The sequence below is a fragment of the Cellulomonas algicola genome (assembly GCF_019024305.1).
Lineage (GTDB): Bacteria > Actinomycetota > Actinomycetes > Actinomycetales > Cellulomonadaceae > Cellulomonas > Cellulomonas algicola.
Map to the genome: position 1 here is coordinate 605510 of NZ_JAHKSJ010000002.1, position 12630 is coordinate 618139.

The 12630-nt window shown below is 75.3% G+C and carries 8 protein-coding genes; 7 read left to right on the forward strand and 1 reads right to left on the reverse strand.

All coding sequences use genetic code 11. From position 1 onward, the window contains the following. Positions 1-59 precede the first annotated feature (59 nt). Entirely contained in the window at positions 60-3080 is a 3021-nt protein-coding gene (locus KOV94_RS02815; RefSeq protein WP_218051155.1) for a glycosyl hydrolase, read from the reverse strand. Between the two features lie 336 nt (positions 3081-3416). Between KOV94_RS02815 and KOV94_RS02820 the strand changes: the two genes are divergently transcribed. The 7 genes from KOV94_RS02820 (at position 3417) to KOV94_RS02850 (ending at position 12488) form a co-directional block, all read left to right on the forward strand. Then, positions 3417-4637 (forward strand): efflux RND transporter periplasmic adaptor subunit, encoded by a 1221-nt coding sequence (locus KOV94_RS02820; RefSeq protein ID WP_218051156.1) that lies wholly within the window; start codon positions 3417-3419, stop codon positions 4635-4637. Further along, positions 4630-5370: an ABC transporter ATP-binding protein gene (locus tag KOV94_RS02825; RefSeq protein ID WP_218051157.1), complete on the forward strand. Its 741-nt coding sequence runs from the start codon at positions 4630-4632 to the stop codon at positions 5368-5370. Before KOV94_RS02820 ends, KOV94_RS02825 begins: the two co-directional genes overlap by 8 nt. Further along, positions 5367-6599, forward strand: coding sequence for an ABC transporter permease (locus KOV94_RS02830; RefSeq protein ID WP_218051158.1), 1233 nt, complete (start codon positions 5367-5369; stop codon positions 6597-6599). Before KOV94_RS02825 ends, KOV94_RS02830 begins: the two co-directional genes overlap by 4 nt. Before the next feature lie 137 nt (positions 6600-6736). After that, the gene (locus KOV94_RS02835; RefSeq protein WP_218051159.1) at positions 6737-7786 is read left to right on the forward strand and encodes a hypothetical protein; all 1050 of its coding nucleotides are present in this window, start codon (positions 6737-6739) and stop codon (positions 7784-7786) included. Beyond that, positions 7779-9968 carry an efflux RND transporter periplasmic adaptor subunit gene (locus KOV94_RS02840; protein ID WP_218051160.1) on the forward strand — a complete coding sequence of 730 codons (2190 nt, stop codon included), beginning with the start codon at positions 7779-7781 and terminating at the stop codon, positions 9966-9968. The genes KOV94_RS02835 and KOV94_RS02840 overlap by 8 nt, the downstream gene beginning before the upstream one ends. A gap of 306 nt (positions 9969-10274) precedes the next feature. Further along, the gene (gene proC / locus KOV94_RS02845) at positions 10275-11108 is read left to right on the forward strand and encodes a pyrroline-5-carboxylate reductase (RefSeq protein ID WP_124341323.1); all 834 of its coding nucleotides are present in this window, start codon (positions 10275-10277) and stop codon (positions 11106-11108) included. Positions 11109-11498: 390 nt separating this feature from the next. Then, positions 11499-12488 carry a LacI family DNA-binding transcriptional regulator gene (locus KOV94_RS02850; protein ID WP_168678531.1) on the forward strand — a complete coding sequence of 330 codons (990 nt, stop codon included), beginning with the start codon at positions 11499-11501 and terminating at the stop codon, positions 12486-12488. Positions 12489-12630: the final 142 nt, after the last annotated feature.

The following is a 12630-nucleotide window of genomic DNA, read 5'->3' on the forward strand; positions in this document are numbered from 1 at the left end:
CGCCGAGGGCCGGCCACCCGTGCTGGGTGACCGGCCCTCGGTCGTGCGTCACGCCCGCGTCAGCGGAGCTCGACGTCGTCGATCACGTGCGTGCCTGCGTTGAAGTAGAGGTTCACGCGTTTGACGTCGGACAGCAGCGCACCGCACTCGGCGGTCAGGGTCGTCAGGTCGACGACGAGCGGGTCGTCGCCGGTCCGGGGCCCGGAGACCCAGCCGACCTGCGCCGTCTCGCACCACTGCCACGACGAGCCGAGCTGGATCGCGGCCTTGGTGTCGAACCCGGTCGTCGAGACGACGTCGAGCGCGAGCGACGTGCGGCCGGTCCAGTCGGCGGCGGACGGGGTGAACGAGAACCACCCTCCGTCGGGTGCGGCGGCCTCGATGGCGAGGGCCCCGCCGGACGCCGTCGCCGAGCCCGGGCCGTTGTCGAGCGGCCCCCAGCCCTGCGCGCCGTCGGCGAAGTCCGAGAGCACGACGGGCTGCAGCGGCGACGGGAGCGCGTCGAACCGGTAGAGGTACCGGGCGACCTCCTGCCGCTGCACGGGCTTGAGCACCCCGAACGTGTACGGGGAGGCGGGGTCGATCACGCCGACCTCGGTCGCCCACGTGATGGCGGTCCGGTACGGGTGCCACGTCGGGACGTCGCGAAACGCCTCGGTGCCCTCGGGCTCGGGGGAGCCGGCGAGCCGCCACAGGAGCTCGGCGGTCGACGACCGGTCGAGCGGCGCGTTCGGCAGGAACAGGAGCCCGTCGTCGACGAGGCCCTCGGCGACCAGCCACTCGACCGCCGTGTAGGCGGCGTTGCTCTTCTTGACGTCGAGGAACGACGGCTTCGCGGGCGGCGTGAACGACGCCTTCTCGTAGGCGAAGAGCAGCCGGGCCGCGTCGCCGCGCTTCACGACCTTCGTCGGCTTGAACGTGCCGTCCGGGTACCCGTCGTCGAGGCCCTGGGCGTGGAGCCAGAGGATCTCGGTCTCGTACGGGTGGCCCTTCGGGACGTCGGAGAACAGCGGCGGCGGCTCGACGCCCGGCAGGGCGGCGATGTCGTCGACGACGATCGACCCGGACGCGGCGCCACCGTCGACGCTGTTCACGTAGATGTTGAACGACGTCAGGGCCTTGAGGTCGGCGTCGGAGATCCGCCGATCGGCGTGCGCGGTGTCCCACGGCGCCGGCCGCCAGTCGACGAACGGGATCGTGACGAGCTGCGGCTCGTCGCCTGCGAGCGACGGGTAGGCCTCGTAGGCGACGCCGCCGGCGTTGAGCTGCAGGACCATCTTGTTGTTCGACCCGTCGGGGTCGACCCAGATCGCGAGCTCGTTGAAGTCGGACCAGTCACCGCCGATCTGCTTGCCCAGGCCGGTGTACGTCTGCGTCGCGAAGTCGTAGTCGAGCCGCAGGGCCTTGGCGCCGCTCCCGACCGAACCGGTCTCGAGCGAGATGGTGTTGGCGCCGTAGGTGACGTACTCGGCGCGCAGCGCGGTGTCGTCGCCGTAGCCCTCGAAGTCGTCGACGACGCCGGGCGCGAACGTCGGCTTCGGGCCGAGGACGACCTGGTTCGTCGCGTCGAGCGTGCCGCCGCCGGCGAGCGTCGCCGTGGCCGACACCGTGTACGTGCTGTTGTCGAGCTGCGCGGCGGTCGGCGACCACGGCGCGCTCCACCAGAGCGACCCGTCGTACGTCAGGTCGAGCGTGTCGACGACCGTGCCGCCCTTGGCGATCTGGACGCTCGCCGCCGTGGCCGAGGCGTTCGTGACGCGCACGCGCACGGTCGACGGTGACGTGGCGACGCGCGCGGCGTCGGCGGGCGACGCGATGTGCACGACCGGCTCGGCCGGCGCGGCGTCGACCGCACGGTCGAACGCCCCGCTCACCTCGGACGCGAACAGCGTGAACGGGTCGGCCGCGTACGCCTGGAAGTCCTCGAGCAGCGCGTCGCCGGGCACGGGCACGAAGTGCTGGCCCGCGTCGAAGTTGGCCCACGTCTCCATGTACGCGTTGCGGCTCGCGACGGGGTCGGCCTTGATCGCCGCGAGCACCTTCGTGAACCACTGCGCGGGCGACGAGCCGCTCGTGCCGACGCCGCCGGTCACGCCGAACTCGGTGAACGCGGAGATCTTGCCCTTCTCGTCGGCGATCTCGGCGATCATCCGGAGGTCCGCGACGAGGCCCGTGAGGAACGCGTCGGACGCGGTGTTGTCGTACGTGTCGAGCCCGAGGACGTCGACGAACTGGTCGCCGGGGTAGGTCCGCAGGTACACGTCGCGGTTGCCGCCGAACCCGCCGCCGGGCCCCCACGCGTAGAGGAAGTTGCTCACGCCCTTGACGTCGCGCAGGTACTCGACGGTGAACCGGTAGAGCTCCTGGTACTCGCCGGGCGACCCGAACGCGGCGCCCCACCAGAACCACGAGCCCGCGTTCTCGTGCCATGGCCGGAAGATGATCGGGATGAGGTTCCCGTCCGCGTCGCGCGACTGGTCCGCGAGCTCGGCGATGTCGTCGAGGTAGGCGACGAGGTCGGCGTGGTGCGAGCCACCGGGCAGGACGGCCCGCAGCGTGTCGCCCGAGGTGTCGTAGAACGACCCACCGGTCACGAAGTTCTCGACGTGCGCGCTCACGGTGTTGATGCCGCCGAGCGCGTCGGCCTTGGCGATGTAGTCGGCCATGACCGCGATGTTCTGGTCGCGCGTGTTCTCCGCGACGCCGGGCCGCTCCTTGCCCTCGATGATGAGGGTGTCCCAGCCGAAGACGGCGGGGAAGTCGCCGGTGACGTTCATGACGTCCGAGGTCGTGCCGTCGGTCGGGCCGGTCGTGAGGCCGAAGGACGTCGTGTGCTGGTGGCCGAACAGGATGCCGTCGCCGCGGACGTCGTCGAGGTAGGAGAAGAGGGACCGGGTCTCGGCGGTCGCGCCCGTGTCGACGATGTTCACGGTGTCGTCGGCGGGGGCCGCCGGTACGGGCGGGGCTGACTGGGCGGGGAGCGCGGACAGCCCGGTCACGGCGAGCGCCGCGGCCGTGGCGGCCAGGGTGCGGGCCGCCGACCGTCCGCGCGCGGGGCGCGGCAGGCTGCGGTTCGTCATTGAACCTCCAGGTGACGGTCGGGCCGAGCACCGGTGCTCGACCCTCCAGGGACCACGGCCGTCGCGAACCGGACGGGCGCGGACAGACTTCGTCAAGTTACCAAACTTAGTCGGAGCGGCCTAGACCGGGCGGCGCGGCAGCCGGGCCGCCTAAGCGATTCGCGCCCGCCCATGCCGCTGGCGGCGCCGGCTGCGGCCCTCGCCCGCCGGCGCCGGCGCCGGACGGGATGCCGACGCCGTCGGGTGCACAGGTCGTGCACAGCCTCGCGACAGGTCCGCGCCAGGACGCGTCCCTAGCGTCGCCAGCGCCCACCCCGACACACGAAGGACACCCGCATGCTGCGCGCCTGGAGGAGGCCCCGTCGCTGGGTCCGGGCCCTCGTCGTCGCGCTCGCCGTCGGAGCGGTCGCCACCGGCACCTGGTGGTTCACGCTCCGCGACCCGAGCAGCGCCGCCGCCGAGGAACCCGTGACCCGCACCGTCACCGCGAGCCTCACGACGATGGAGAAGACCGTCGACGGCACCGGCACGCTGACGCCGGCCGTGCAGGAGGACGTGTCCTTCGCGGTCAGCGGGACCGTCACGTCGGTCGCCGTCACGCAGGGGCAGACCGTCACCGCCGGGCAGACCCTCGCGACCGTCGACACGCTGCGCCTCGACGCCGACCTGCTCGCCGCGAAGGCCACGCTCGCCACCGCGCAGGCCCGCCTCGACGACGCGCAGGACGCCGACGACGGCACGTCGACGGCCGACGCCCAGATCGCGTCCGCGCAGGCGCAGGTCGAGGTCGCGCAGGCGCAGGTCGACGACGCGCAGGCGGCGCTCGCGGACGCGACGCTCGTCGCACCGGTCGCCGGGCTGCTGACCGTGGTGGACCTCGAGGTCGGGGACGCGGTCACCGGCATCGGCGACTCCGGCGCGACGAGCCCGCAGGGCGGTGACACCACGGCCACCGCGCAGTTCACGATCGTCGGGACGGACGCCTGGCAGGTCGAGGTCGGGGTCTCCGACGCGGACGTCGCGCTCGTCGAGGTCGGCGACCAGGCCGAGCTCACGGTGGACGGCGCCGACGGCACCGTCTTCGGCACGGTCGCGTCCGTCGGGCTGCTGTCCACCAGCGAGGACGGCGTCCCGTCCTACCCGGTGACGATCGCCGTCACCGGCGACCAGGAGGGGCTTCACGACGGGGTCTCCGCGGACGTGAGCGTCGTCTACGAGCGTCGGACCGACGTGCTGACCGTGCCGAGCATGGCGGTGTCGACCGTCGACGGGCAGACCGTCGTGACGAAGGTCGAGGCCGACGGGACGCAGGTCGAGACTCCGGTCACGACCGGGGAGACGTCCGACACCCTCACCGAGATCACCGACGGCCTGACCTCGGGCGACTCCGTGGTGCTCGCGGTGTTCACGCCGCGCGCGACGCAGGACGGCGGCGGTCAGCAGTCGTTCCCCGTGCCCGGCGACGGCGACATGGTCTTCCAGGGCGGCCCGGGCGGCGTGGCTCCCGGCGGCGGCACGTTCCAGGGCGGCCCGATGCAGGGCGGCGGCAATGGCTGAGTCCACGACGCTGACCGCACCCCGGCCCGCGGACGCGGACACGCCGGCCCCGGTCATCGAGCTCACGGGCGTCCGCAAGACCTACCGCACCGGCACGGTCGAGTTCGAGGCGCTGCGCGGCGTCGACCTGCGCATCGACGCGGGCGAGTACGTCGCGATCATGGGGCCGTCCGGGTCCGGCAAGTCGACGCTCATGCACATCCTCGGCTGCCTCGACGTCGCCACCGCGGGCACCTACCGGCTCGCGGGGGAGGACGTCGGCGACCTCGACGAGGTCGACCTCGCCGACATCCGCAACCGGCGCATCGGGTTCGTGTTCCAGCAGTTCCACCTGCTGCCGTCGCTGTCCGCGTGGCGCAACGTCGAGCTGCCGCTCGTCTACGGGCAGGTCGCAGCGGCCGTCCGGCGCGACCGTGCCGTCGCGGCGATGCAGCGCGTCGGCCTCGGCGACCGGCTCGACAACCGCCCGGGTGAGCTGTCCGGCGGCCAGCAGCAGCGCGTCGCCGTCGCGCGTGCGCTCGTCGGCGAGCCCGACCTGCTGCTCGCCGACGAGCCCACGGGGAACCTCGACTCCGCCTCGACGCGCGACGTGCTCGCGCTGCTCGACGAGCTGCACGCGCAGGGCCGCACGATCGTCCTCATCACGCACGAGGAGGAGGTCGCGCAGCGCGCCGGACGGGTCGTGCGCGTGCTCGACGGGCTGGTCCGCACCGACGCCGGAGGTGGGCGGTGACCTGGACCGAGACCCTGCGCACCGGCTGGTCCGCGATCCGCACGCACGCCATGCGGTCGACCCTGACGGTCCTCGGCATCCTCATCGGGATCGCCGCCGTGATCCTCACCGTCGGCCTCGGGCTCGGCACCCAGAAGGACGTGTCCGACCAGATCAGCGCGCTGGGCAGCAACCTGCTCATCGTCCGGCCGGGGTCGTCGACCGACTCCTCGGGCATGCGCGGCGGGTTCGGCACCGGCACGACCCTGACCCGGGCCGACGCCGAGGCGCTCGCGTCCGACGTGAACGCGCCGGACGTCGCGGGTGTCGCCGCGGAGAAGTCGTCGGGCGCGTCGGTCGAGGCCGGTGACACCAACTGGACCACGCAGGTCGTCGGCACGACGACGTCGTGGCTCGACGTGCGCGGCCGTGAGGTCGCGTCGGGCGAGTTCTTCACCGCCGCGGACGGGGAGTCCGGCGCGGCCGTCGTCGTGCTCGGTCCCGAGACCGCGACCGAGCTGTTCGGCACGACGCGCGTCGTCGGGCAGACCGTGACCGTGGACGGGACGGATCTGCAGGTCGTCGGGGTCCTGGCGGCGGCCGGCGCGAGCGGTGACAGCGACCTCGACGACGTCGCCGTCGTGCCGATGTCGACCGCGGCCGACACCCTGTTCGGCGGCACCGACCGCAACGCCGTCTCGACGATCTACCTGCAGGCGGAGTCCTCCGACGCGCTCGGGGCCGCCTACCAGGAGGCCCAGCAGACGCTGCTCGCGCTGCACGGGATCACCGACGCCGACTCCGCCGACTTCACGATCAACAGCCAGGACGCGCTCGTGTCCACCGCGACCGCCGTCTACCGGACGCTGACCGTCCTGCTCACGGGCATCGCCGCGCTGTCGCTGCTGGTCGGCGGCATCGGGGTCATGAACATCATGCTCGTGTCCGTCACCGAACGGACCCGCGAGATCGGGCTCCGCAAGGCACTCGGTGCGCCGCCGTGGGCGATCCGACGGCAGTTCCTCGTCGAGGCCGGGGTCCTCGGGCTCGGCGGCGGCGTGCTCGGTGCCGTGCTCGGCATCGTCGGCGCGCGGGTCCTGCCCGGGCTGCTCGACACGTCCGTCGTCGTGTCCGGTGCCGCCGTCGCCGGGTCGATCGTCGTCGCGCTCGCCATCGGGCTCGTGTTCGGCGTCTACCCCGCGACGCGCGCCGCGCGGCTCGCCCCCATCGACGCGCTGCGTGCGGAGTGAGCGTGCCCCGCCGACCCCGTGGACCCGGCCGGCCCCGTGGACCCGGCCGGACCCGCCGACCACGCCGACCGTCCGTCACACCCCCGACCCGGCACGCCGCCCGGCCCACCGTCCGCGCCGCCGAAGGAGCCCTCACCATGACCCGCACCCCGCTCGACCACGGCGACCGACCCCGTCAGGGCCGGTCCGCTCCGCTCGACCGCCCCGCGACGGCCCGTCGCCGGACCGCGCTCGCGCTGCCCGCCGTCGGCCTCGTCCTCCTCCTCGCCGCGTGCTCCGGTGCGGCGGGTGACGCGGGCGCCGACCCGTCCGTGTCACCCGCCGGTGGCGGTGGTGGTGGACCGCAGACCCAGCGCGTCGACGACCCCGGCCGCGTGGTCGGCGAGATCGTCTCCGTCGACACCGCGCTCATGCAGGTCCGGGCCACCGACGAGCAGACCGCCGTCACCTGGTCCGGCACGACCACCTTCACGCAGACCGTCGCCGGCACGCTCGCCGACGTGACCGTCGGGTCGTGCGTCGTCGCGGTCGCGACCCCGACCGACGACACCGCGACCTCGGACGACACCTCGAACGGCACCTCGGACGCGCCGCTGGACGCCACGACCGTCACGATCGGCGCGGCCGCCGACGACGGCACGTGCTCCGGCGTCGGCGGGTTCGGGGGACCGGGCGGTCGCGGCGGCGGCACGCCCGACGGCGCACCCACGGGCCTGCCGACCGGCCTCCCGTCCGGAGCCCCGCGGGGCGGCGACGGCGAGCGCCCCGACGGCGCGCCGACCGACCTGCCCTCGGGGGCCCCGACGACGCGCGCGTTCGGCGGCGTCGTGGGCGGGCAGGTCACGGCCGTCTCCGGCGCGACGCTGACGGTCTCCGTCACGACCGGGCCGGGGGCGTCCGACGACGACGCCTCGTCCGACGAGCCCGTCGACCGGCAGGTCGTCGTCTCCGACGCCACGACGTACACCCGGACCGTGGACGCCGACGCGTCCGCGCTCACGGTCGGTCGCTGCGCCGCGGTCCGTGGCGAGGCCGACGACAGCGGCAAGGTCGCGGCGACGTCCGTGCAGGTCAGCGACCCGACCGACGGCGGCTGCACGTCGGCCCTCGGCGGCACGGTGATGCGCGGCGGCCCCGGCGGCATGCCGGGCGGGCCCGCCCAGGACGAGGAGGGCAGCGATGCGTGACGCCACCCGGCCCGCTGACGACGCCGCCGTCCCGGGTGCCGCCGTCGTGCCCGGTGCCGGTGCCGCGCCGCGCCCGTCGCTCGCACGTTCGGCCCGTCGCCGTGCCCGCCGTCGCACCGTCGCGCTGGCCACCGCCGGAGCCGTCGTGCTCTGCGGCGTCGGCGGAGGCGTGGCCCTCGCGCTGGGCGGCGACGGCACCGGGCGGTACCGGACCGCGACGGCCGAGACCGCGTCCGTCGAGCAGTCCGTCGACGCCGTCGGCTCCGTCGCGTCGGCCACGCGGCGCGACGCGTCGTTCTCCGTCGCGGGCACGGTCGCGACCGTCGACGTCGCCGTCGGGCAGCAGGTCACCGCCGGCCAGACGCTCGCGACGCTCGACCCTGCCGCGCTGCAGGAGGCGGTCGACGACGCCGAGGCGGCGCTCGCCGACGCGCAGGACCAGCTCGACACGGACCTGGCGTCGCAGACGTCGAGCGCGTCGACGTCCACGGGCTCGCCGTCGTCCACGGGCTCCACGTCGACGGGCTCGACGCCGCCCGGCGGGTCGACGCCGTCGACCGGCTCGACCGGCTCGACCGGCTCGACCGGCGCGACCGGCTCGACCGGCTCGACCGGCGCGACCGGCTCGACCGGCTCGACCGGCTCGACCGGGGACGCCGGGTCGACCGACCCCGGCACGACCGGCCCCGGAGGCGGTCCCGACGCGTCCGACGACGCCGCGGTGCAGGCGGCCGTCGCCGACGTCCGGAAGGCCCAGCAGGACCTCCTCGCACAGGCCACCGCCGCGCACGACGCCCTCGCCGCCAGCAGCACGAGCGTCGAGGCGTCCGAGGCGGCGTGCACGGCGTTCCTCGACCTCGTCGCCGACGACGAGCCGAGCCCCGAGCCGACGGACGGCGACCCCGCGTCCGGCGTCCCGTCGGGTACGGGTGGGGCGGCCTCGTCGACGGGCGACGCGACGGGCACCGGGGGCGACGTCACCGGCACCGGCGCGACGACCGACGCAGCAGACGCCGCCGACACCGACGGCCCGGACGAGACCGACGGCGCCGACGGCCCGGACGTCGACGCCGCCCTGACGGACGCCCTCGCCGCCTGCCGCGACGCGATCGGCGGCACGCTCGACGCGCAGCAGGCCACCGACGCCGCGCAGCAGGCCCTCACGGTGCTCGCGACGACGCTCGACCAGGCGGTCGTCGCCCTCCAGCAGGCCGTCGCGGCGGCCCGGTCGTCGACGGACGGCACGAACACCCCGGGCACCGGCGCGACCGGCAGCGGGACGACGGGCGCCGACACCTCGGGCTCCGGCTCGTCGAGCACGACCCCGTCCCCGTCCAGCAGCACGACGACGGCCCCGAGCGCCTCGAGCGCGTCGTCCGACCGCACGTCCGCGAGCGACGGCTCGACCGGCGGTGCCGCGTCGGCGGCGACGATCCTCGCGGACCAGGCGGCGGTCGCCGCCGCGCAGGCGGAGGTCGCGATCGCCCGGGCGGCACTGCCGTTCGGCACGCTGACCAGCCCGATCGCCGGTACGGTCGCGGGGGTCGCGCTGGCGCCCGGCGACGCGGTCGGGGCGTCGTCGACGACCGCGGTCGTCACGGTGCTCGGCGGCGACGGCCACACGGCGACGACCACCGTCGGCCTCTCGGACATCGACCTCGTCGCCGTCGGCCAGGCTGCCACGGTGACGACGCCCAGCACCCAGGCGGCGCTCACGGGGACCGTGAGCAGCGTCGGGGTCCTCGACGTGTCGTCGACGTCGGAGCCGTCCTACACGGTCGAGATCGCGCTCGACGCGACGCAGGAGCGCCTGTTCGACGGTGCGTCGGCGCAGGTCGTCGTGCAGGTCGCGGGCGTCGACGACGTGCTGACCGTCCCGACCTCCGCGGTCCGGACGGCCGACGGCGCGACGACGGTCCAGGTCCTCGACGGCGACACCCCGAGCACGGTCGAGGTCGAGGTCGGCGCCGTGGGCGCGGAGCGCACCGAGATCGTCTCGGGCCTGTCGGCGGGTGACGAGGTCGTCCTCGCGGACCTCGACCAGCCGGTCGAGGGCTCGTCGGGCAGCACCTCGACGGGCCTGTCGGGCCTCGGCGACGACCAGCGCGGCCCGGTCGTCCTCCAGGGCGGCCCTCCCGCAGGCTTCCAGGGCGGCCCGCCGCAGACCCGCACCGGCGGCTGACCGCCTCGCCCCGCCCGCCTCAGCGCCCCGTCCTCGCCGTCCGCGCAGGAGGTCCCGCTCGTCGTCGTACCCGCGAGCTCGCATGTGCGCCGACCACCGGCACCCCGCACCCCACGCCGACCGATCCGTCGCGTCGTCGAGGTCGTCACCTCCCGGCGGGGTGGTGAGCCGCACCTCACGAGCTCGGCGCGATCGCACACCGGCGGGCGCGCGGTGGCGGACGGGTCGGGCGGCGGCGAGGGTGCGCCGCGCGCGTCGGTAGGCTCGCGACGTCGCCCGACGCCGGGCGCACGAGGGAGGACGACGATGACGGACACAGCGGGCGGCACCCCGCAGGTGGCGGTCCTGGGCGGCGGCGTGATGGGGGAGGCGCTCCTCGGTGCGCTGCTCACGGCGGGCTGGACGCCCGAGCAGGTCGAGGTGACGGAGCACGCGACGGCGCGCGCGGACGAGCTCGCCGGCCGGTACGCGGTCCGGACGGGCGCGTCGAACGTGGACGCGGCGGCGCGCGCGGACGTCGTGCTGGTCGCGGTGAAGCCCCACGTCGTCGGGTCGGTGCTGGACGAGATCGCGTCGGCCCTGCGGGGCGGCGCGCTCGTGGTGTCGGTCGCGGCCGGTCTGCCGATCGCGTTCTACGAGCAGCGACTGCCGGCCGGCACGCCGGTGGTCCGGGTCATGCCGAACACCCCGGCGGTCGTCGGCAAGGGTGCGAGCGCGATCGCGGGCGGCGCGCACGCGACCGAGGGGCACCTGGTGCTCGTCGAGAAGCTGCTCGCCGCGACCGGCCTGGTCGTGCGCGTCGCGGAGAAGGACCTCGACGCGGTCACCGCGATCTCGGGCTCGGGCCCGGCGTACGCGTTCTACCTGGTCGACGCGATGGCCGAGGCAGGCGTGCTGCTCGGGCTCACGCGGGACCTGGCGACGCGCCTCGCGGTCGCGACGGTCGAGGGTGCGGCGGCGCTCGCGGCGCAGTCGGGGGACCATCCGGTGGTGCTGCGCGAGCGCGTGTCGTCGCCGGGCGGGACGACGGTGGCGGCGGTCGCGGCGCTCGACGCGCACGGTGTGCGCGCGGGCGTCGTCGCGGCGGCACGCGCGGCCGCGGAGCGTTCCCGGGAGCTCGGCGCGCAGTACGCGGGCTGACGGCGCGCGTCGCGCCCTGGCGCGGTCGGAGCCGGGCGCACGCCCGTCGGACGCGTCGAAACGAGTCGGTGACGGCACCACCGCTCGACCGGGCGCCGGGTCGCCCGCGCTGCGCGGGACCAGCGTCGCGACGGGGCACGAGGGGCGATCATGCGGGTCGTGGACTATCGAAACATGGGCGCGGCGGCACGGGTCGGCGCGATCGAGCCTCCCGGGACCCGGTGAGGCGGTAGGACTGGCGGGACGGACGTCGCGAGGCGGCGGACGGCGGACGGGGACGGACCCCGGACGAGCACGGGAAGTCGAGGCGGCGTGGCCGAGATCGGGACGGACGGGGCGACGGCGCGCCCGGCCGCTGCGCGCAACGGGACGACGGGCCGACCACCGGCGATGAGCGACGTCGCGGCCCGCGCGGGCGTGTCGCACCAGACGGTGTCGCGCGTGCTCAACGACCACCCGTCGGTGCGCCCGGAGACGCGGGACCGTGTGCTCGCGGCGATCGCGGAGCTCGGCTACCGGCGCAACAGCGCGGCGCGTGCGCTGGTCACGCGCCGGACGGGCACGGTCGGGGTCGTGACGCCCGCGACCGCGCTCTACGGGCCGACGAGCACGCTGGTCGGGGTCGAGGAGGCCGCGCGGGTCGCGGGCTGGTTCGTGTCGGTCGCGACGCTGCGGCAGTTCGACGGCGACGCGATGCACCACGCGTTCGAGCACTTCCTGGGGCAGGGCGTGGACGGCGTGGCGATCATCGCGCCGACGGTGCAGGCGGTCGACGTGCTCGCGGCGCTCGACTCCCCGGTGCCGGTGGTCGTGGTGTCGTCGGCGGCGGACGTGCCGTCGGAGCCGCACCTGCACGCGGTGGGTGTCGACCAGCAGCAGGGCGCGCGGCTCGCGACCGCGCACCTGCTCGAGGCGGGGCGGTCGCGCGTGCTGCACGTGGCGGGTCCGCAGGACTGGTTCGACGCGCAGGACCGGCTGGTCGGGTGGCGTGCGGAGTGCGCGGCCGCGGGCGTGCCGGTCGACGAGCCCGTGGTCGTCGGCTGGGGTGCGTCCGACGGGTACGACGTGGGGCGCCGCCTGGTGCGCGAGGGCCTGCCGGACGCGGTCTTCGCGGCGAACGACCAGCTCGCGCTGGGTCTGCTGCACGCGTTCTGGGAGGCGGGGGTGCGCGTGCCGGACGACGTGGCGCTGGTGGGCTTCGACGACGAGGTCGGCTCGGCGCACTACGTCCCGCCGCTGACGACGGTGCGGCAGGACTTCTCGGCGCTCGGGCTGCTGGCGATCGACACGCTGGAGACGGCGATGTCGGGCGGCGACCCGGGCCACCGGCTGATCCCGGCGGAGCTCGTCGTGCGGGTGAGCAGCGGTGCCCGTGCCTGACGGGACGCTCTGCGTCGCCGGGGCCGCCGGACCGCGCAAGACGCCGCGCGGCGGACCGTGCCCGACGTCGCGCGACCGATCGTGGCGTGGGACCTCCGGGCTGGACCGCCCACCCGATGTGAGCGCTAACATTGGCTCACGC